General features: G+C 39.1%; 17 protein-coding genes and 2 tRNA genes. 10 read left to right on the top strand and 9 right to left on the bottom strand.

Translation table 11 applies throughout. The annotated features are described in order from the left end of the window. Positions 1–123 precede the first annotated feature (123 nt). Complete coding sequence (locus tag ABEG20_RS15255; protein WP_406824148.1) at positions 124–2,922, top strand: 2-oxoglutarate dehydrogenase E1 component; 2,799 nt, start codon at positions 124–126, stop codon at positions 2,920–2,922. A gap of 101 nt (positions 2,923–3,023) precedes the next feature. After that, a complete protein-coding gene (gene odhB / locus ABEG20_RS15250) occupies positions 3,024–4,262 on the top strand; it encodes a 2-oxoglutarate dehydrogenase complex dihydrolipoyllysine-residue succinyltransferase (RefSeq protein ID WP_406824147.1) in 1,239 nt (412 codons plus the stop codon). Between the two features lie 382 nt (positions 4,263–4,644). Here the strand turns inward: odhB and ABEG20_RS15245 are convergent, their stop codons facing one another. The 5 genes from ABEG20_RS15245 to ileS all read right to left on the bottom strand — a co-directional run bounded on the left by ABEG20_RS15245 (position 4,645) and on the right by ileS (position 11,003). Next, positions 4,645–5,325, bottom strand: coding sequence for a DUF1080 domain-containing protein (locus tag ABEG20_RS15245; protein ID WP_406824146.1), 681 nt, complete (start codon positions 5,323–5,325; stop codon positions 4,645–4,647). A gap of 227 nt (positions 5,326–5,552) precedes the next feature. After that, on the bottom strand, positions 5,553–6,074 hold the full coding sequence (locus tag ABEG20_RS15240) for a DUF4269 domain-containing protein (protein ID WP_406824145.1): 522 nt from the start codon (positions 6,072–6,074) through the stop codon (positions 5,553–5,555). A 511-nt stretch (positions 6,075–6,585) separates the two neighbouring features. Further along, positions 6,586–7,188, bottom strand: coding sequence for a lipoprotein signal peptidase (locus ABEG20_RS15235; protein ID WP_406824144.1), 603 nt, complete (start codon positions 7,186–7,188; stop codon positions 6,586–6,588). Continuing rightward, on the bottom strand, positions 7,188–7,571 hold the full coding sequence (locus tag ABEG20_RS15230) for a TraR/DksA C4-type zinc finger protein (protein WP_090984197.1): 384 nt from the start codon (positions 7,569–7,571) through the stop codon (positions 7,188–7,190). Before ABEG20_RS15230 ends, ABEG20_RS15235 begins: the two co-directional genes overlap by 1 nt. 30 nt (positions 7,572–7,601) lie before the next feature. Further along, on the bottom strand, positions 7,602–11,003 hold the full coding sequence (gene ileS / locus ABEG20_RS15225) for an isoleucine--tRNA ligase (protein ID WP_406824143.1): 3,402 nt from the start codon (positions 11,001–11,003) through the stop codon (positions 7,602–7,604). A 269-nt stretch (positions 11,004–11,272) separates the two neighbouring features. Here ileS and ABEG20_RS15220 point away from each other — a divergent pair, with 269 nt between their 5' ends. Continuing rightward, positions 11,273–11,545: an isoleucyl-tRNA synthetase gene (locus ABEG20_RS15220; RefSeq protein ID WP_406824142.1), complete on the top strand. Its 273-nt coding sequence runs from the start codon at positions 11,273–11,275 to the stop codon at positions 11,543–11,545. Positions 11,546–11,977: 432 nt separating this feature from the next. Here the strand turns inward: ABEG20_RS15220 and ABEG20_RS15215 are convergent, their stop codons facing one another. Continuing rightward, positions 11,978–14,329, bottom strand: coding sequence for an RND family transporter (locus ABEG20_RS15215; RefSeq protein WP_406824141.1), 2,352 nt, complete (start codon positions 14,327–14,329; stop codon positions 11,978–11,980). A 119-nt stretch (positions 14,330–14,448) separates the two neighbouring features. On the opposite strand from ABEG20_RS15215, the gene recO reads away from it, so the two are divergent. The 4 genes from recO (at position 14,449) to ABEG20_RS15195 (ending at position 16,167) form a co-directional block, all read left to right on the top strand. Next, positions 14,449–15,174 (top strand): DNA repair protein RecO, encoded by a 726-nt coding sequence (recO, locus tag ABEG20_RS15210; RefSeq protein WP_406824140.1) that lies wholly within the window; start codon positions 14,449–14,451, stop codon positions 15,172–15,174. A gap of 96 nt (positions 15,175–15,270) precedes the next feature. Then, positions 15,271–15,345: transfer RNA gene (locus ABEG20_RS15205), tRNA-Val, on the top strand. A gap of 151 nt (positions 15,346–15,496) precedes the next feature. Continuing rightward, positions 15,497–15,574 (top strand) — tRNA-Val (locus tag ABEG20_RS15200). 329 nt (positions 15,575–15,903) lie between these two features. Beyond that, entirely contained in the window at positions 15,904–16,167 is a 264-nt protein-coding gene (locus ABEG20_RS15195; protein WP_406824139.1) for a GIY-YIG nuclease family protein, read from the top strand. 273 nt (positions 16,168–16,440) lie between these two features. On the opposite strand, the gene ABEG20_RS15190 is transcribed toward ABEG20_RS15195, so the two are convergent. After that, positions 16,441–16,857 carry a VOC family protein gene (locus ABEG20_RS15190; RefSeq protein WP_406824138.1) on the bottom strand — a complete coding sequence of 139 codons (417 nt, stop codon included), beginning with the start codon at positions 16,855–16,857 and terminating at the stop codon, positions 16,441–16,443. 159 nt (positions 16,858–17,016) lie between these two features. Here ABEG20_RS15190 and ABEG20_RS15185 point away from each other — a divergent pair, with 159 nt between their 5' ends. The 3 genes from ABEG20_RS15185 to ABEG20_RS15175 all read left to right on the top strand — a co-directional run bounded on the left by ABEG20_RS15185 (position 17,017) and on the right by ABEG20_RS15175 (position 19,607). Beyond that, positions 17,017–17,928, top strand: coding sequence for a hypothetical protein (locus ABEG20_RS15185; RefSeq protein ID WP_406824137.1), 912 nt, complete (start codon positions 17,017–17,019; stop codon positions 17,926–17,928). A gap of 82 nt (positions 17,929–18,010) precedes the next feature. Beyond that, positions 18,011–18,637 carry a class I SAM-dependent methyltransferase gene (locus ABEG20_RS15180; protein WP_406824136.1) on the top strand — a complete coding sequence of 209 codons (627 nt, stop codon included), beginning with the start codon at positions 18,011–18,013 and terminating at the stop codon, positions 18,635–18,637. 73 nt (positions 18,638–18,710) lie between these two features. Then, complete coding sequence (locus ABEG20_RS15175) at positions 18,711–19,607, top strand: NAD(P)/FAD-dependent oxidoreductase (protein ID WP_406824135.1); 897 nt, start codon at positions 18,711–18,713, stop codon at positions 19,605–19,607. 14 nt (positions 19,608–19,621) lie between these two features. Here ABEG20_RS15175 and ABEG20_RS15170 read toward each other — a convergent pair whose 3' ends face one another. Both ABEG20_RS15170 and ABEG20_RS15165 read right to left on the bottom strand, forming a co-directional pair. Beyond that, positions 19,622–19,786: a hypothetical protein gene (locus ABEG20_RS15170; RefSeq protein ID WP_387508655.1), complete on the bottom strand. Its 165-nt coding sequence runs from the start codon at positions 19,784–19,786 to the stop codon at positions 19,622–19,624. A gap of 206 nt (positions 19,787–19,992) precedes the next feature. Continuing rightward, positions 19,993–21,447 (bottom strand): amino acid permease, encoded by a 1,455-nt coding sequence (locus ABEG20_RS15165; RefSeq protein ID WP_406824134.1) that lies wholly within the window; start codon positions 21,445–21,447, stop codon positions 19,993–19,995. Between the last annotated feature and the right edge of the window lie 606 nt (positions 21,448–22,053).

Raw genomic sequence — 22,053 nt, 5'->3', positions numbered from 1 at the left:
CATCAGGCTAGTTCATTTACGCACCCGCAAATTTAAAGCCCTCTCATTTATTTTAATCGAGATTTTTGCCATTTATATAAGGTAAAATTCTAATTTTGTAATGCTTATAGTAAACAGTTAATAATGGATAAATTATCTTATCTTAATGGCGCAAACGCCGAATATATAGAGTCCTTATATCAATCCTATCAACAAGATCCGGCATCTGTTGAGTTTGGTTGGCAGAAATTTTTCGAAGGTTTTGATTTTGGAAGAGGATCGGAGGCACCTGAAGTAACCGCAGAAACACCTGAACACTTTTTAAAAGAGGTTAATGTTTTAAATCTGATTGATGGCTACCGTAGCCGTGGGCACTTATTTACCCACACCAATCCCGTTCGCGAAAGACGTAAACATCTACCAACTTTAGATCTTGCAAATTTTGGATTATCAGATGCCGATCTGGAAACCGTTTTCAACTCTGGTGTAGAACTTGGTATTGGCGCCGCAAAATTGAAAGATATTGTAGCCTTTTTAAAACAAACATATGCAGGTTCTATAGGAGCCGAGTTTAAATTTTTACGCACACCTGAAGTGTTGAACTGGATTCAGCAAAAAATGGAAAGTGCACGTAATACGCCTAACTTCTCTATCGATGAGAAAAAACGTATTCTCCGGAAATTAAATGAAGCGGTTAGTTTCGAAAACTTTCTGGGTACAAAATTCCTGGGTCAAAAACGTTTTTCGTTAGAAGGTGCAGAAGCTTTGATCCCTGCTTTAGATTCAGTAATCGAAAAAGGGGCTGAACTGGGAATAGAAGAGTTTGTAATTGGGATGGCACACCGCGGTCGTTTAAACGTGTTGGCCAACATCATGCAAAAAACATACAAAGATATTTTTGCAGAGTTTGAAGGTAAGAGCTATAGCCCGGATACCCCTTATGGTGGTGATGTAAAATACCATTTAGGTTATTCTACAGATGTTACTACCGTTTCGGGTAAAAGCGTTCACTTAAGTTTATGTCCTAACCCGTCACACTTAGAAACTGTTGATGGTGTGGTAGAGGGCATGAGCCGCTCTAAAATAGATTTCAAATATGGTGGCGACAACAGCCGTTTAGCACCGATTTTGATTCACGGTGATGCATCAGTTGCCGGGCAGGGCATTGTTTATGAAGTAATCCAGATGGCTGGTTTGGAAGGTTACAAAACAGGAGGTACCATTCACCTGGTAATCAATAACCAGATTGGTTTTACCACCAACTATAAAGATGCCCGTACCAGTACTTACTGTACCGATATCGCTAAAGTCACGTTATCGCCTGTTTTCCACGTCAATGGTGACGATCCTGAAGCTTTGGTTTATGCGATTAACCTGGCGATGGAGTATCGTCAGAAATATAAAAATGATGTTTTTATTGACATCCTTTGCTACCGCCGTTTCGGTCACAATGAGTCTGATGAGCCTAAATTCACACAGCCGTTGCTATACAAAACGATTGAAAAACACCCTAATCCAAGGGAAATATATATCGATCAGTTGACCAAAGAAGGTAAGCTGGAAGCTGGTTTGGCAAAAGAAATGGAAAAGGATTTCCGTGGCATTTTGCAGGAGCGCTTAAACGAAGCTAAAGAATTTGTGGCCAGCAATAGCGAAGTCAAATTCGGTGGTGCATGGGCAGATCTGCGGATGGCTACACCGAAAGATTTTGAAGCCTCGCCGGTTACAGCAGTTAAAAAAAGTACTTTATTGGAAATTGGTAAACGCATTACCACTTTACCCTCAAATAAAAAGTTCTTCAAAAAAATCGAAAAATTATTTGCTGAGCGTACCAAAATGGTTAACGAAACGCTTGTTTTCGATTGGGCAATGGGCGAGCAGCTGGCTTATGGTACTTTGTTATCAGAAGGCAAACGCGTTCGTTTAAGTGGTCAGGATGTGGAGCGTGGTACTTTCTCTCACCGTCATGCCGTATTAACGCTTGAAGACAGTGAGGAAGAATATGTACCATTGGCCAATATTTCAGATCAGCAGGCATCATTTGATATTTACAATTCGCACTTATCAGAATACGGTGTTTTAGGTTTTGAATATGGTTATGCCATGGCCAATCCAAATGCATTAACCATCTGGGAAGCGCAGTTTGGCGATTTCTTTAACGGTGCTCAAATTGTTGTCGATCAGTATATTGCAAGTGCAGAAACCAAATGGCAGCGCGAAAACGGTTTGGTAATGTTATTGCCGCACGGTTACGAAGGCCAGGGTCCTGAACACTCATCAGCACGTATTGAGCGTTTTATGGAGCTTTGTGCAGATTATAACATGCAGGTAACCAACTGTACTACTCCGGCAAACTTTTTCCATGTTTTACGTCGCCAGTTTAAGCGTGATTTCCGTAAACCTTTGGTGGTATTTACGCCTAAAAGTTTATTACGCCACCCTGCCTGTGTTTCCAAATTAGAAGAATTTACCGAAGGTGGTTTTAAAGAAGTAATTGACGATGTAAATGTTAAAGTTGCAGAGGTAACGCGTATTGTTTTCTGTAGCGGTAAAATTTACTACGAATTGTTGGAGAAACAACAGGCTGATAATATTAAACATGTAGCCCTTGTTCGTGTAGAGCAATTGTATCCAACCCCGGTTGATCAGATGGAAGCCATTCAGAAAAAATATAAAAATGCAAAAGAAATTTTCTGGGTACAGGAAGAACCAGAGAACATGGGTGCATGGCCATATTTGTTCCGCAAATTATACAAAACCGCTTTAAAAGGTATTGATGTGATTTCGAGAAGAGAAAGCAGCAGTACGGCTACAGGTTTTGCAAAACAGCATGCTAACCAACAAGCTTATATTTTAGCCAAGGCTCTTGAGCTTCCTGTTAAACAGGAAGAAGTAAAGGAAGCGACCAAAAAAGCCACTAAAAAAATGGCAGAAGCAGATTAAAGGAAGGTACCGAGGGATTAAAGTAGCGGATTTAAGTAATTCACAATTTTAAACTTTCAATTTTAAAACATAATAACAACAAAAATTACAATTTTAAAAATATGAGTTTAGAGATAAAAGTTCCACCTGTTGGTGAATCGATCACCGAGGTTGTTTTATCAAGATGGATAAAAAACGACGGAGATGTTGTTGAAATGGATGAAGTGATCGCCGAATTAGAATCGGATAAAGCAACATTCGAATTAACCGCAGAACAAGCTGGAACTTTAAAAACCATAGCCGCCGAAGGCGATACTTTAGCCATTGGCGCAGTAGTTTGTAAAATTGAAGATGGTGGTGCAGCTGCCAGTCCGAAAGCCGAAGTGGAAAGTCCGAAAGCTGATGCACAGGCCCCGGCTGCTGTTGCTGAAGCACCTCAGGCTCAGGATTCAGTTGCTGGTAAAGATTCTTATGCTACAGGTACGCCTTCACCTGCTGCAGGTAAAATCCTTGCCGAAAAAGGTATTGATGCTGCTGCTGTAAAAGGTACAGGTATTGATGGTCGCATCACCAAAGATGATGCTGTAAAGGCAGAGGCAGGTAAAAAAGCTGAGGCTCCAAAAGCAAGTGCTCCGGTTGGAGCTGCTGCTCCTGCAGGTAGCCGTGGCGAGCGTCGCGAGAAAATGTCGCCATTGCGTAGAACCGTTGCCAAACGTTTGGTTGCTGTTAAAAATGAAACCGCAATGTTAACCACTTTCAACGAGGTTAACATGAAGCCAATTATGGATTTACGCGCAAAATATAAAGACCAGTTTAAAGAGAAATTCGGCGTTGGTTTAGGTTTTATGAGCTTTTTCACAAAAGCCGTTACCGAGGCTTTAAAAGATTTTCCTGCTGTAAATGGTCGTATCGAAGGTGAAGAGTTGGTATACAATGATTTTGCTGATATTTCTATCGCCGTTTCTGCACCAAAAGGTTTAGTGGTTCCGGTAATCCGCAATGCGGAAAGCATGACTTTAGCTCAGATTGAAAAATCGGTGTTAGAATTGGCTTTAAAAGCACGTGATAGCAAATTAACCATCGAAGAAATGACTGGTGGAACATTTACCATTACCAATGGTGGTGTATTTGGTTCAATGATGTCGACCCCGATTATTAACGCACCACAATCGGCTATTTTAGGTATGCACAATATTGTTGAGCGCCCGGTAGCTGAAAAAGGTGAGGTGGTCATCCGCCCGATGATGTATGTTGCTTTATCTTACGATCACAGAATTATCGATGGACGAGAGTCTGTTGGTTTCCTGGTTAGGGTGAAACAATTATTAGAAGATCCGGCTAGATTGTTATTGGGTATATAATCCTAATTTCCTAAAGTGAATTAATATAAAAAGCCTCGATAAGTCGGGGCTTTTTTTGTACTCGTAAGACAGATTTTAAACGAAGATGCTGTTATTGCGAGGAGGAATCCCGATTTTTCAGTTAGCGGTTATGTTGAAAAAAACCGTTTTTAAAGATTAAAATCCCCGGCTTTAAAGATGGGATTTCGAATTCCGCCTAAACATTGTCTTTACCCTGCCCCGAAATTTCGGTATCGTGGTCTACCCATCCAAAAAGACGCTGAAATAAATTACCTTCCGTGAGCTCGCTTAAGGCTCGGTTTACTGCGTAGCTTTCCGCTGCGCTGCAGGTCAGCATGACGATTGCATACGCTGTTATTAGAAAATAATTATTAAAATCAAGTTATTTTGTTAACGCTTTAATCGGTTTTAGATCCAATTGTTTGAATTCTACTTCACTACCTTCTGCCTGTAAAGCAATCTGTCCGCTGCTTGCCGTGCAGTTTGTCCCATAATTTACTAGTATACCGTTTACCCAAACCTTCACTTCTTTGTTTAAACATTGAATAATCATGGTATTCCATTCGCCAACAGGTTTTTCACTGTCGTCTGTTAAATTTTTAATCCGGCGCAGTTTATCGCCATTTATACCCCAGTTTTCTTTCGGGCCGCGTCTGGCCGGCATATCTGGTACGGTAATGTCTTCTTCAATACACCAAAAATCTCCGGCATCCTTATGTTGCATCTGAACTTCCAGCGATTTTGGAAACATCCCGTACAGTGCCCTTGGGGTTGAGGCATGCACCAAAACACCACAGTTGCCAGGTTTGCCTGCAAAACGGTACTGTACAGTTAACTGGTAATTTTTATAAATTTTATCAGTTATTAAATGTCCGCCCGGCGTTCCTAAACTCACCAGCAGGCCATTGCGCACAATAAACGGGTTAATGGTATCGGGCTTTTTGTCAATTGCAGGTACATCTATGTGCCATCCGTTTAAATTTTTTCCGTTAAAAAGGCTTTTTTGAGCAAATGCTGAGTTGCTCAGTGTAATGAGCAATAAAAGGGCGTAATGAAATTTCATGATATTTGGTTTTATATTCCAAATATATTAAATATAAATGGCAGGAGAGTTGTAAGGAAGTTCGTCATTTTAACTGAAGTGTAACGGAATGGAAAAATCTGTCACAACTGGTCGTCATTCTTGCGCATACGGGAATCTTAATGCAGCCTGCAAGCCCTATCAAGGTATTACGATTCCCAGCCAAGTTGGGAATGACAGTAACTCCCTGATCTGGTATTAGCTTTCCGCTAGGACTCCAATTTCAGTAATTCTTCGTATGGATTTCCCTCAAAGCCCAATAGTTTAGCAAATGCTGGCTCTGTTTTATAACCTTGCTTTTTTAAGGAGATAATTTCCTGTCTGAATGCTTTTCCTTTTTCTAAAAGCAATTGATATTCGATTAACATGTGGCGGTAAGCATTCTGTTGTATCGTCGGCGTGTTTTGTCCGAATATTTCAATCTCAAAATCCTCAATTTTAAAAGTCGCTTTGATCGCATTGAATCTTGTACTCCGGGTAATTGAGAAATCTTTTTCAGTGCCAAAAATGGCCATTAATTGATCGATAAATTCATCATTATCGTATACTTCGCAGATAATATCCAGATCACTGTTTTCAATGTCGATATTGATGGGTATGGTGCCCACTAGTATTGGATGATAGAAAGCAAGTTTTTCTAAAATCTTATTATCCATTAAAACCTGATAAGCTCTTACCTGTTTTTCGTTACCAGATTGGAGATAAGATATATCGAGGAAGTTGATCATCATTCTTTTACATTTAGCTTTAGGCTGGTGAGCCACCGACCTTTGTATTCGGATTTTTTTGTTATGCCTATTGCTTACCAAACTCTTGCTGGTTGGTGTGACACCAATCAATAAAGAGGTACCATTAACCAATGTGTTTACTTTAGCGCGACACCGACCATAGAATTTAATTCAACATATATGAGCACTTTGCTTTTTTCTTTCCTGCATTACCCAAAGTTACTAAACCCGATAGGATGAATGCCAATGCGTTTTGGTAATGTCCTGATTTCTGGTGAAACGCAGTTAAACACGGAACCTCATTGGCAGTAACGATAGCGGGAACAGACTTAAATGTTTGTTGGTGTACCTACTTTCCAAATGAATTTAAGGTCTGTTCTCTTTTTGGTCAGTGTGACACCAACCAACAGGATTTATATGCTTACGATTTTATAGAAAAAGCCCATCTCAATTAAGAAATGGGCAATTATTCAAGTTAAGATGCTGAAACAGGTTCAGCATGACGTTTTACAATCTAATCTTCCACAATTTCACTGTTTAAGCTTACATCATCCTTTACATCTTCTTTAAAGTAGTTTTTCTGAAAGATCAGGATGAGGATTACCCCAACCGAAATGGCTGCGTCTGCAAGGTTAAAAACGGGTCTGAAGAAAACAAATTCTTCTCCTCCCCAAATTGGAAACCAGGTAGGAAAGTGACCTTCGGCAATCGGGAAATAGAACATATCAACCACACGGCCATGAAACCAGGTTTCGTAGCCATAAATCTTTCCATAAAAAACAGAATCGATAATGTTTCCTAAAGCGCCAGAAAATATTAGAGCAACATTTAGAATTAAACCGCGGTGATATTTATGCTTAATTAGATAATGCAGGCCATAACCGATGCCTGCAACTGCTGCAATGCGGAAAAGTGATAAGGCTAATTTACCAAATTCACCACCAAACTCCATTCCAAAGGCCATTCCGTTATTCTCGGTAAAATGGATAATAAACCATTTACCAATAATATTGAATTCGTCTCCAAGGCTCATGTGAGTTTTAACCCAGGTTTTTACCAGCTGGTCGGCCAGTAAAACCAAAAAGATAACAATTAAAGGTTTTGTATAGCCTTTCATTAACTCTGTTTTAATTTAGCTTCCATGCTTAAAGTAGCATGAGGAACAGCACGTAAACGCTCTTTTTGGATCAATTTACCCGTTTCTCTGCAAATACCATAAGTTTTGTTCTCGATACGCACCAATGCGTTCTCGAGGTTATCGATAAATTTTTTCTGACGCGCAGCCAATTGATTAATCTGCTCTTTCTCCATCGTTGCCGAACCATCTTCCAATGTTTTGTAAGCACCTGAAGTATCTTCAGTTCCATTGGCGTTAGGATTACTTAAAGATGCCGTTAAGGCATTAAGTTCCTCTTTCGCCATGCGTAATTTATCTTGAATTAATTCTTTAAATTCCTGTAATTCACTGTCTGAGTAGCGTGTTTTGTTGCTGTTTTCCATGTTTTTAATTTAGTTTTCTAATATATGGATTTATATTTTAGTTACTGAAATGCTTAACTCAACATCGTCAATCACGATTTTGTTTGCATTATTTACAGTATCTGTTAATTCAAATTCATCGGCCAATATTTCGGCACAAATGTAATCCTTGTTTTTAGCAACTGCGCTGGCCACCAGGTTATCATTTTGTAACGAAACCTTAATCCTATCGGTTACTTCAAAGTTTAATTCTTTTCGTAAATTCTGGATACGGTTAACCAATTCGCGCGAAATACCTTCCTGTTTCAGCTCTTCCGAAATGGTTACATCTAAAGCAACGGTCAAGCTGCCTGTATTGGTTACCTGCCATCCCGGAATATCTTCAGCAAAAACTTCAACATCATCATTCAGATCAATAGCATGTTGAATGTTGTCGCTGCCAAAAACATTGATGTAACCATCAACTTCCAAGCGTTGGATATCGTCTTGTGTCATGTTCTCTAAAGCTTCTTTTACGATGCTCATATCCTTACCCACTTTTTTACCCAATGATTTAAAGTTTGGTTTCAGCTTTTTCTTAACGATGCCATGCGTATCGGTGATGAACTGGATATGTTTCACATTCGTTTCAGAAAGGATATAATCGGCTACTTTCGAGATTTTTTGTTCGAAATCGCCATTTAAAGATGGGATTAAGATTTTCTCCAACGGCTGACGTACATTGATGCCTGATTTTTTACGCAGTGATAAAACCATCGAAGAGATATCCTGCGCATAAACCATTCTTTCATTCAGTGCATTGTCTGTTAAACCAGGATCAGCTTCTTTCCATAAGGTTAAGTGAACCGATTCTTCAGCATAGGCATCTGTTACAGTTAAGTTTCTGTATAACCAATCGGCAAAGAAAGGTGCTACAGGACTCATTAACTGGGCCAGGGTTTCTAAACAGGTATAAAGTGTTTCGTAAGCAGCACGTTTATCATCAGTCATTTCGCCTTTCCAGAAACGGCGGCGGCTTAAACGGATGTACCAGTTGCTCAAGTGTTCATCAACAAAAGTCTGAATGGCACGGGTTGCTTTGGTAGGCTCGTAAGTATTGTAGCTTTCATCAACCTCGCTGATCAGGTTTTGCAATAACGATAAGATCCAACGGTCTAATTCGGTACGGTCTTCAACTTTGCTCAGGTTGTTTTTGTCGATCTCGAATTTATCAATATTGGCATACAGGGCAAAGAAAGCGTAGGTATTGTAAAGTGTTCCAAAGAATTTACGACGTACTTCGTCTAAACCCTCTAAACTAAATTTAAGGTTATCCCATGGAGATGCGTTGCTGATCATATACCAACGCGTAGCATCTGCGCTGTAGGTTTCGATGGTGCTAAACGGATCTACGGCATTGCCCAAACGTTTAGACATTTTGTTACCATTTTTATCCAGTACCAAACCGTTCGAAACTACATTTTTGAACGCTACACCGGGGTTGCCTACTTTTGCGTTTACCGCTTTAATTTCATCGCTGGCTTCGCTCAACATGACCGCAATGGCATGCAGGGTAAAGAACCAGCCACGGGTTTGGTCTACTCCTTCTGCGATAAAATCAGCCGCATAAGCGTTTTCAAACGCTTCCTTATTCTCGAACGGAAAGTGCCATTGTGCATAAGGCATAGCGCCACTATCAAACCAAACGTCGATCAGGTCGGTTTCGCGGATCATTTTTTCGCCTTTCGATGATGTTAAAATGACATCATCAACATATGGGCGGTGCATATCTTTCAGTTCGAAACCTGCCGGCATAAAACCAGCTTCGATCGATTTTGCAATTTCTGCGTTTAATTCAGCGATAGAACCGATGCATTTTTCTTCCAGTCCGTCGGTAGTACGCCAGATCGGCAGTGGTGTCCCCCAATAACGCGAACGTGATAAATTCCAGTCTACAAGGTTCTCTAACCAATTACCAAAACGGCCTGTTCCGGTTGATTCCGGTTTCCAGTTGATTCCTTTATTTAGCTGTACCATTTTATCCTTAACGGCAGTGGTTTTGATAAACCAGCTATCTAACGGATAGTATAAAACCGGTTTGTCCGTTCTCCAGCAGTGAGGATAGGTGTGGACGTATTTTTCTACCTTAAAGGCTTTATTCTCTTCTTTTAACTGGATGGCCAATTCAACATCAACAGATTTTTCTGGTGCCTCACCATCTTTATAATATTCGTTTTTTACGTATTTGCCACCGTAATTTCCGCCGAGTGATGCAATAAATTTTCCTTGTAAGTCAACTAACGGAACGGCATTCCCTTTTTCATCCAAAACAAGCATTGGGGGTACTTCCGGTATAGCCAGTTTAGCTACCCTGGCATCATCAGCACCAAAGGTAGGCGCAGTGTGTACAATACCGGTACCATCTTCGGTGGTCACGAAATCTCCTGAAATTACCCTAAAGGCATTTTCTGGATTTTGGTAAGGCAGCGTATAAGGCAATAACTGTTCGTATTTAATGCCCACTAAATCTGCACCCACAAATTCTGCTAAAACCCTATATGGGATTTTTTTGTCTTCAGCTTTATAGTTTGCAAAAGCTTCGTCGCTTTCGGCTAAAAAGTATTTTCCGCCAAATTGTTTACCCACAAGAGCTTTAGCCAGTATTACCTGGATGGGCTCAAAAGTATATTGATTAAAAGTTTTAACTAGTACATAATCGATCTTCGGTCCTACGGTTAATGCCGTGTTACTAGGCAAAGTCCATGGGGTGGTGGTCCAGGCTAAGAAGTGAACCGCACCAAAACCTTTTAATGCTTCAGGTAAAGTCGACTCAATCGTTTTAAACTGCGCTACAATCGTGGTATCGCTTACATCTTTATACGTGCCTGGTTGGTTCAGCTCGTGCGAGCTTAAGCCTGTGCCCGCTGCAGGCGAGTAGGGTTGAACGGTATAACCTTTATATAAAAATCCTTTATCGTAAAGCTGTTTTAAGATCCACCAAAGGGTTTCGATGTATTCATTCTCGTAAGTGATGTATGGATTTTCAAGATCAACCCAGTAACCCATTTTCTCGGTCAGGTCGTTCCATACATCGGTATAACGCATTACCTCGGTACGGCAGGCTTCGTTATATTCGTCTACACTTATTTTTTTACCGATATCTTCTTTTGTAATGCCCAGTTTTTTCTCCACAGCAAGCTCAATCGGAAGACCATGCGTATCCCAACCGCCCTTACGCTTAACCTGGTAACCTTTTAAGGTTTTATAGCGGCAAAAAATATCCTTAATTGCACGCGCCATTACGTGGTGAATCCCTGGCATGCCATTGGCAGACGGCGGGCCTTCGTAAAAAGTAAACGGATTAGATTTAGGACGTGAAGAAATGCTTTTTTCAAAGATGTTTTCCTTTTTCCAAAAATCTAATATTTCCTGACCTATTTTGGCCAGTTCCAGTTGTTTAAATTCGCTATACATCAATCAAGTACCTCAAAAAATTAAAGGTTGCAAAGTTAACAGAATTGGCTGAATTTTGGTAGTTTTGATGTAAATACTTTTAATGTGAAATTATTTAATATCGGGCTTACCTTAATGATTGTTGCTGTAATTCTTTTGCCAATTATCGTGGTAATAAGCCCTTCTGACCGGGATTTTGTGATTTATGGTTTTTATTTCTGCGGCATGCTCGAACTTATTGGACTAATTTTTGTTTTAATTCATATGGTAACACTAAAACGAAAGAGCCAATGATTAAGCTATTAAAATTGCAGAAGGCTGTATTTGTAATTGCTGCAGGGCTGCTTTCTTTTATCGCCTATAAAATTCTTGATGCTAACGAGGTAAAGGGAAGCATCTATTTTCAAATGCTGGCGGGCGTACTCATTATGGTTGGCGCACTTTGGCTGCTATACCCAATTTTGTTTGCCAAAAAAGACAAAGATGGCAATGCCGAAATTATTACCGATCCTACTGTTGAGGTTCCGGTTGATGAAGATGAGAAAAAACCTGTCACAGAATAAATTTGCCAAAATCTATTTCGGTAAGCACAATCTCTTTGGGCTTATTTTTCGTTATTTCTTATATAGTTAAAGCGGTTTTTGGAAAGCAAGGCCTGCATTTTATTTTAATGTCCGCCCTGCTGTTCGCTGTAGCCCTCATACTTCGGGGCTGTCGCTGCCATCAGGTTTAGGTGATTTGGCTCAGTGTAAGAAACAGCGGTTTTTTGCCTCGCCTGCTAGTTATAATGATCTAATTTTTCTTGGAAAGCATTTGTTCAAATTTATAGAATTGTCATCCTTGTAAAGGTTTAGTAATTCGGTAACAGATTTGATTTGCCTTAAAACGCTTAAAAAAATAGCCCTGGGTTTAAACCCAAGGCTATTTATAAAATCTATTCAGTTTCGGGTTAAGCCCCCTGAACTCCAAACTGCTAACTGAAAACTCCCAACTGATTAATGATCAAACTCACCAGCATTTTTTGCGGTTTCCTCGTCGGAAACCACTTTTCTTACTTTCTTTTTATCTAACCATAATACCAGTGCAGGCAATAAAGTCAAGTTAAAAATTAAGGCTACCAATAAGGTGATCGATAAGAGTAAACCCAGTACTACCGTACCTCCAAAGGTAGAAGCGGTAAATATTCCAAAGCCGAAGAATAAAATTAAGGCTATATGTGTCATACTCACGCCCGTTTCGGTAATGGTATCCGTAATCACTTTTGGCACGCTAAAGTTGGTTAAGTTTAATTCCTGCTGATAACGGGTAAGGAAATAAATTGTCTGATCGGATGCCAGACCAAAAGCAATGGTGAAAATTAAAATGGTAGAAGGTTTTAACGAAATGCCGAAATAACCCATAATCCCTGCCGTAATAATTAAAGGAACAATGTTCGGAAGCAGGGAAATAAACATAATGCCCAAGCTCTTAAACTGCGCCAACCTTAAAAGAGAGATCAATATTATAGCAAGGGCGATACTTTCTACGAGGTGCCTCAACATATAATCGGTTCCTTTAGAAAAAATTATGCTCGAGCCGGTCAATTCTACATCAAATTTGGATGGAGGCAAAATGCTGTCAATACGAGGTTTTAGCTCCGCCATAATCGCGTCCAAACGTTTCGAACCCACATCAGCCATTTGGAAACTGATCCTCGTGCTCTGATTTCCTTTACTGATAAAGTTGGTTAAGAGACTGGCGTTTCCTTTTCCGCCGTTGGCGATGTATGCTAAAATAAAATTCTTTTCTAAATTATCAGGTAAACGGAAAAAAGTTGAATCATTATTGTAAAAAGACTGGGTAGCGTATTTCAAGCCCATGTTTACCGAAATAGATCGCGAAAACTCTGGATAAGCCGAAATCATTTTTTCCAGTTTTTCCATTCTCTTGAGATTGGTTAAATTGAAAACGCCGTTCTTTTTCTTCGTATCTACACTTACTTCCAGGGGTAAAATGCCTTCAAAATTTTTCTCAAAAAATTTAAGATCGGTTAAAATTTCGGAGTTTTTCGGAAGATCATCAACCACATACCCGTTAACGTTGATTTTCATGACGCCGATAAATGCAATAATTGATATGATAATTGTTCCGATATAAATCAAACCGCTTTTGTGCTGAACGATGGTATCGGTTTTAACCAATAATTTATGCAGAAAACCTTCATCAATATGGTTTTGTGGTTTAAGTTTTGGTGCAGGCAAATAGCTGAAAATAATCGGGATAAGACATAAACACATTAACCAGGTAACCATCACATTAATAGAGGCCACACTGCCAAACTGCATCAGTAGTTCACTTCCGGTAAAATAAAGCACACCAAAACCTATAGCTGCGGTAATGTTTGCAATCAGCGTGGTAATGGCAATCCGCTCAATGGTAATGCTTAGCGCTTTCTGTTTGTCGCCATGTTTGCGAAGTTCATTCTGGTATTTGTTCAGCAATAAAATACTGTTTGGAATACCAATAATTACAATCAGTGGTGGAATCAATCCTGTTAAAATAGTCAGTTCGAAGCCAAATAATACCAAAGTACCGATGCTCCAGATGACGCCCATCACCACTACTAAAATGGGGAAGAATACCGCATAGAATTTTTTGAAGAAAATCAATAAAATTAAGGCTGAAACCAGTATGGATAAACCCAGGAATAACACAAATTCATTACTGACCAGTTTACTTACCGCAGTGCGGATGTAAGGTAGTCCCGAAATATGCACCTGAATCTTGGTAGAAGCCTGGAAAGCCTTTGCCTTGGCTTCAATCTCTTTTAAAATAGGATTACGTTCGGCAGTATTTAAAATTTTAGTATCGAAAGTAATGGCCATTAAGGTAGCATTCTGACGGTTGTAAACCAGTCCTTCAAAAAACGGGTTGCTATAAATGGTATTCTTAATCGAATCCATTTCGGGGTCAGTTTTAACCAAGCCGCCAGGAAGCGGTTTTAAAACAAATTTTTGATTTACAGTATCTTTTTCGAGTTGAAAAATGCGTCCTGAAGATAAAACCTGTTTAATACCCTTTAATTTCTGTATTTCGTTTGAAAGCTGAACCCATTGGTTGTACACTTCTTTTTTAAAAATATCAGGCGATTGTATCCCCACAACCATCACACTCCCGTCTTCCCCGAAAGTTTTTTTAAAGGTGTTGTACTTGATGAAAGCGCTATCAGTAACAGGCAGGATTTTACTCCCGGTATAAGAGAGTTTTACATTTTTGGCCTGATAAGCCATAAAAATTGTCCCTAATACAAAAAATACAATGATTGCGATACGATTCTGAAGAATAAATCTCGATAGCTTAACCCACATGTGCAGCTTGGTTTTAATAATATTAAAGGCAAAACTAATCTTATTTGTAAAACGGGATTACTTTTCGCACAATTAAATTTGCACAAATAACATACTTTTGAAAAAATTGTTTTAACCGGATGTTGCACAAAGTTAGGGGCATTGTTTTAAAGACTACAAACTACAGCGAAAGCAGTGTGGTGGTACAGGTACTTACCGATAAATTTGGCATGCAGTCTTACCTGATCAATGGCGTTAAAAAACCAAAAGCAAAGATTAAGATGAACATGTTGCAGTCGCTTCATTTGTTGGATATGGTGGTTTATCATAAAACAAATACCAATATTCAACGGATATCTGAAGTTAGGCAAACACCTGTTTTTAAAAGTATTCCTTATGATATGATTAAAACCAGCATCGTTATTTTTTTAAACGAGGTGCTGTATAAGAGCATCCGGCAGCAATCGGCTGATGAAAGTTTATTCGACTACCTTTTCAATTCGATCGCCTGGTTTGACGAGGTGGAAGAAATCAATCCTAATTTTCATCTATCGTTTTTATTAAAACTTACGAGGTTTTTAGGTTTTTCTCCTAACGGAAAAAGAAGGAACGACCAGATTTACTTTGATCTGCAGGAAGGAGAATTTACTTCACGGTTGCCGCTTCACTCCAACTACCTTCTGTTAGATGATGCAATGGCGTTCATTTCATTGTTTAATTCGCCACTCGAAAAAATTTCTGAAATAAAGTTAAGCAATGCCCAGCGGCGCTTTTTGTTAGATAAGATATTGGTTTTCTATACCTTACATACAGCCTCTTTTGGGGTGGTGCAATCACATAAAATCCTCGAAACTTTATTAAGTTGAAAAAAAAGAAAAAAAGATTTGCAGAACAGTTTTATAGCGCTATATTTGCATTCCCAAACGGAGAGTGGGGCATTAAAGTTTGACAAAATTATCAAAGGGAAATTAGCTCAGCTGGTTCAGAGCACCTCGTTTACACCGAGGGGGTCGGGGGTTCGAACCCCTCATTTCCCACTAAGCCTTTCAGTATACTGGAAGGCTTTTTTATCAAACTTTAACATACACCCAAAAGGGAAATTAGCTCAGCTGGTTCAGAGCATCCCGACATTATCAGTCGGGAGGGTCGGATCGAAAAAGCCGAAATAATTTTAAAACATTACCAATAGGGAAATTAGCTCAGCTGGTTCAGAGCACCTCGTTTACACCGAGGGGGTCGGGGGTTCGAACCCCTCATTTCCCACCAAGCCTTTCAGGAAACTGGAAGGCTTTTTTTTTATGTTCAAATTTTTGATACAAATACTCATGTTGGAGTTTAATTCAGCTGGTTCAGAGCATCCCGACGTTATCAGTCGGGAGGGTCGTCCCGATTTGGGATCGGGATCATTTCCCACCAAGCCTTTCAGGAAACTGGAAGGCTTTTTTTATGTTCAAATTTTAGGATTTGAGTTGTAATAATTCTACAGAAAAGTTGACTCAGGTGGTTAATGAGGCTCCCTTTTATATAGAGGTATCGTCTCGATTGCTTTAATAATATTAAGATGATTCTATTAAGTGAATTCTTATATTTATTATATGTTTTACACCTATATCTTATATTCAAAAACTCGAAATAAATATTATGTTGGCTCTACAAATGATCTAACGAATAGGTTGAAAAAACACAATACAAATCATTCAGGTTTTACCGGTCATACCGGAGATTGGTGTGTTGTTTGGAGTGGAATTTTCGAAACTAGGAAAGAGGCAATATTAAAAGAGAAACAAATTAAAAGTTGGAAGAGCAGGCTAATGATTGAAAAATTAATTGCCTCAGCAAGATATATTAATTTATCCTAGCGATTGTTCATCTCAGCTGGTTCAGAGCATCCCGACGTTATCAGTCGGGAGGGTCGTCCCGATTTGAATATTGGGATCATTTCCCACCAAGCCTTTCAGGAAACTGTAAGGCTTTTTTTATGCTGTCATTCTGAACGCAGTGAAGAATCTTTCATTTGCAGTAAAGGTTATTCTTGACTTAAAGCATATCTAAAGGGACTAGATTAATTCAAAACATTTTAAACGCTTGTTTCTTTCTTAAAAAACCTTCGCTGAACGCAGAATGACAAAAAACTAATTTGGTTCCCATAACTCAATCTTATTGCCTTCTGCATCCATAATATGGATAAATTTTCCATAATCATAGGTGGCCATTTCATCCAGTATCGTTACACCATTTTCTTTTAGTTTTTCCAATAGCGCTTCAAGATTTTGAACGCGGTAATTAATCATAAATTCTTTTTTTGAAGGCGAAAAATATTCATCCCCTGTTTTAAACGGACTCCATTGAAGTGACTCAACCTCATCGGGATTGTTGATGTTCCGGGAATCGAAACTCACAGCACCCCATGCATTGATTTCGACGCCTAAATTTTTGGCATACCAATCTTTAGTTTCCTTTGGATTGTCTGAAAAAAAGAAAATACCGCCAATCCCTGTCACCTTTGGTGTAGTATCGGTACCTGAAGTTGAGTTTTTTGAATCTTCCATAGTAATCATTTTTTTTGAATTATAAATTTAAGAACTAATGTTATAGATTATTAAAATTGTTTTCTTTTTGGTTTTAAGCTTTGTAATTATTTTAATCTTCATAATTATTTACCTTATTCAATTATATATCCGAAATTGCCCTACGAAAAACAACGGTAAATGCTCGGCAAAATAATCAGGTTTATTTTTTTTGGAAATTATTTTGTAGGAATTTTGGCAGTAGCACTTACGCTTGAGGCCACCCTTCAATTGAGGTTGCCTTTTAACTCCCTCAATTATTACCTGTTGTTGTTTCTCGCACCAACTATTTACTATACCTACGCTTACAATAAAGTTTCTACTGAACCATCCACCACCAATCCCCGTAATCAATGGTATTTCAAGCATAAGAAATTTATCAATTGGAGTCAGGCAGTGCTTTTTATTTCTTGCATGCTGTTGGCCATTAATCTGCTTGATGAAAACTTTCAGCATATTCTGGCACTTCCGCTCAGTTATTGGGCGGCTATTGTAATTATCATTGTTGCAGGAGCATTATACTATGGCTTATTGCCTAAATCTTTTTTAAAATTCAATCTGCGCAATACCGGTTGGTTAAAAGCTTTCGTCATCGGTTTTGTTTGGGCCTGTTGTGCCAACGTACTGCCACTGATTATGCTTAAAATTGAAACAGGGGTAGGCTATCACGATTCTGTGCTGTGGACCTGGCTATTTGTTAAAAACTGGATGTTTTGTACGGTAAATGCGATTATTTTTGATATTAAAGATTATCCTACAGATGCGAATAAACACCTGCGCACTTTCGTGGTACGTTATGGTTTACGAAGAACCATTTTTAATATTTTAATTCCGCTTTTGATTATCGGTTTAATCTCACTGGGGGTATTTGCCCGTTACAAAGGCTTCGGAATACCGCAGGTATTATTCAATGTGCTGCCATTTATATTGACGATTTATATTGCATATTCCATGCACAAAAGAAAAAATATTCTTTATTATCTGATGGTAATTGATGGTTTGATTTTATTTAAGGCCATATGCGGAATAATAGGAATGCAGTTTGTTCAGTAAGCTGAAAGGTTAAAGCTGAAAGACCAAAGCGTATTTACACTTGAAAAATTTATCTTGATATTGACTCTTATTACTTCATACTGTGAATAACAACTACGATAAAATAGCCAACCATTACGATACCTTAAGCCGATTGGTGTTTTTTAAATCGCAGGTAAATGCGCAGGTTAATCAGCTTCAGCATATCCCGGAAAACAGCGCGGTTTTAATTGTGGGTGGCGGAACAGGGTGGATTTTAGAAGAAATTGCCAAGATATATCCCAGTGGCTTAAAGATTGTGTATGTAGAGATCTCGGCTAAAATGATTGCGCTTTCTCAAAAACGGAACTGCAAAAATAACCAGGTTGAGTTTGTGCATCTGGGCATTGAGGATTTTAGGGCGAATATCGTATTTGATGTAATTTTAACTCCATTCCTTTTCGATAATTTCGCAGAGCAACGTGCCGCAAAAGTGTTTAATCAGCTGGATACTTATTTAACGACAGGTGGTCTTTGGTTTTTGGTCGATTTTTCGCTTAACAAAAATAACGGAAACTGGTGGAAATGGTTGCTGCTTAAATCGATGTATAGCTTTTTTAAATTACTTGGAATTGTAGAAGCCAATCAACTCACGGACATGAATCCTTATTTTTTGAATAAAGGTTATCAAATTTTGGAACAGCGCTTTTACTATCGTGATTTTATCAAGGCACTTATTTATAAAAAATAAAATGACATTGAATTAATGCATCTATGTTGCATTTGTGTTTTTAATGCTGATCTTTGTTTTAAAAGATAAACATATGGATTTTGATGTAATTATAATTGGTGGCAGCTATGCAGGTTTGTCTGCAGCATTAACCCTGGGCCGTTCAACCCGCAATGTCCTTATTGTTGATGCCGGTAAACGCTGCAACCGACAGACGCCGCATTCACATAATTTTTTAACCCACGATGGCGATCGGCCAGCCGAAATATCCAAGGTAGCAAAAGCTGAAGTTTTAAAATATCCGACAGTTAAATTTTTAAGCGCAAAAGCCCATTCGGCCAAACCAATAGCGGGTGGATTTCATGTTGGCATAGAAGATGGACAGCATTTTACTTCCCGTAAAATATTATTGTCTACAGGTTTAAAAGATACGCTGCCCGATATCAAAGGATTGGCCGCATGTTGGGCCATTTCGGCAATACACTGCCCTTACTGCCACGGCTATGAAGTTAAGAATGAAAAAATAGGTCTGTTAATGAATGGTGAGCATGCTTTCGAAATGGCTAAAAATCTTCATCTCTGGAATAAAGATTTAACCATTTTAACTAATGGCAAATCACAATTAAATACAGAACAAACCGAAAAACTGAAGTCTAAATCAGTTACCATTTTAGAAGAGGAAATTGTTGAACTGGAACACCAAAACGGTCAGCTCGAAAACATTGTTTTTAAAAACGGAGAAAAGATAGCCTTTAAAGCAATTTACGTTAAACCTGAAATAGAGCAGCATGTAAATTTTAGCGAACAGCTCGGATTCGAATTAACAGATTTGAAAACAATAAAAGTAAATGAGCAGCAACAAACCACTGCAATGGGCGTTTATGCCGCAGGAGATTGCACAACCTTGTTCAGGTCGCTGTCGATCGTTACAGCCGCTGGAACGATGGCTGCAGTGATGATCAATAAAGAGTTGATTTCCGAAGATTTTTGATCCATCATCGGAAATTAAAATAAGATGGCACCAATAATAGTGAGAATAAACATTGCTGCCATTACAATTCTGTCAGCAGTAATCCATTGGTCTCTGGTAAGTGGTGTTGCCACTTTTTTTACGGTTTCAGCTTTATGTCTCGAAAGTCTGAAAACTGATGTGTCTAATTTAATAATCATGGGATAATGTTTAAATAGGGTCGATTTTGTTAGGGCAAATCCCAAGCCAAAAAATTAGAAAAATGTTAAATTGTGGATAACTTATATTTTTTCTTAATGAATTGATATTTATGCGGTTGTAAATACGGCGTATGTTCAAAAAGGGCAATCAGGTTGTTGGATATTCCATACAACCTGATTGCCCAATGTGTATAGCAATGTTTATATCACGGGTTTTCGGCCTGTTTTTCTAAAGCGTTTAATTTACTGTTCTTTTTACCATAGCCGAAGTAGATGGCTAATCCGATTGCCAGCCAAACCGCAAGCCTCAACCAGGTTTCCCAGGGTAGAAATGCCATCATGGCAATACAGGTTAAAATGCCCAAAATTGGGATTAATGGTACCAGAGGAACCCTAAACGGGCGTTTAGCTTCAGGATTTGTTTTTCTTAAAATCAGGATACCTACACAAACCATTAAAAAGGCCAGTAAGGTACCGATGCTGGTCATTTCGCCTACCACATTCATCGGTACAAATGCAGCAAATAAACCGATAAATAAACAAAGAATAGTATTTGATTTGTATGGCGTTTTGAATTTTGTATGCACATCAGAAAACATCTTTGGTAACAATCCATCTTTACTGATGGAATAGAACATTCGCGATTGCGCCATCAAATCGATCAGGATGACTGATGTGTAGCCGATCAGGATGGCTAAAATAATGGCCTGGCTTAACCAGGCATAAGGTGTTTTTTCGATGGCTATAGCTACCGGTGCACCGCTATTGGCAAATTCTTTATAATTGGCCAGGCCTGTCATGACGTGACCGAACAATCCGAATAAAACCGTACAAACCACCAATGAACCAATAATGCCGATCGGTAAATCCCTTGCTGGGTTTTTGGTTTCCTGTGCCGAAGCGGCAACAGCATCAAAGCCGATAAACACAAAAAATACGAGTCCTGCGCCGCGTAATACACCACTCCAGCCAAACTGGCCAAATGTTCCTGTGTTTTCGGGAATATAAGGATGATAATTTGCAGGATCGATATATTGCCAGCCAAGTGCAATAAATACCAAAACTACGCCCACTTTAAGAAACACAATAATTCCGTTTACAATAGCCGAGCCTTTGGTGCCGCGGATCAGTATGGCCGTCATTAATACCACAACCAATGCTGCAGGGATATTAATAATACCATTAATAGTAGAGCCATTGGCAAGTTTAGCAGTTTCGAAAGGAGATAAGGTTAGTTGCGGAGGGAGATAAATATGTAAACTGGCTAAAAACCGGGTTAAATACTGCGACCAGCTAATGGCTACTGTAGCGCAACCTACAGAGTATTCCAGTACCAGATCCCAGCCGATAATCCAGGCGAAAAGCTCGCCCATGGTGGCATAAGAATAGGTATAGGCGCTGCCTGCAACAGGGATCATGGAGGCAAATTCTGCATAACAAAGCGCAGCAAAACCACAGCCTAAAGCCGCAATTACAAATGATAAGGTTACCGCAGGACCGGAATGATTGGCTGCTGCCAAACCCGTAATGGAAAATAAACCGGCGCCAAGTGTTAATCCAACACCAATTAAAATCAGGTTGATGGGACCTAAGGTTCTTTTAAGCGTTCCTTCGCCGCTTTCATTTGCCTCGGCAACGATGCTGGCAATAGATTTCTTCATGAAAATAAGTTAAGACACTGCAAAATTATTAAAATATATTAAATCTATAGTATTTATATATTTAATTAGATGACTAACTTCTGCATTTTGAATTTTTCTACTGCTCTTTGCCGCAGGGGCATGGTACTTTGGAGCGCCAAAGTACCCAAAGCGCTCTGTCAATCCAACAAGGTGGCTTCACACTGCCCCAAGCTCATCAAAAAAACAGCGGCACTTTGTTTTGTGTTCAATTCCTTCGTAACATTAAACTTTCGTTTATGAACACAAAACCACTGCGTTTCAGGTTTGGTGGTGCCATTTGTTCTGTATTGCGTCTGTTTTTTTGATCCTTCTGCCACTTGGAATTGACGGCGTCCTTCGCTAAAACCTGTGCTTTGTTAAAAGTCAGTTAGCAAAATGCCTAAAAGATCCATCTACCCGCAATATGAAAAATTCATTATGTGGGCTACCCGCTCTGTCGGGTTTATTTACAGGAGGCTGTTCCAAAACCCAAAATAGTAATACCAAACCTCTCCACCTAAACCTGATAGAACCCAATAGCTCCCGATTTAAGTAAATGTTTGTATTTAAGATCTATCTAATCGGGACTATAGGTGATAGCAGGGC

The sequence above is a fragment of the Pedobacter sp. KACC 23697 genome (genome assembly GCF_045348445.1).
GTDB lineage: Bacteria > Bacteroidota > Bacteroidia > Sphingobacteriales > Sphingobacteriaceae > Pedobacter.
This window is presented reverse-complemented; position numbering and strand designations above follow the sequence as displayed.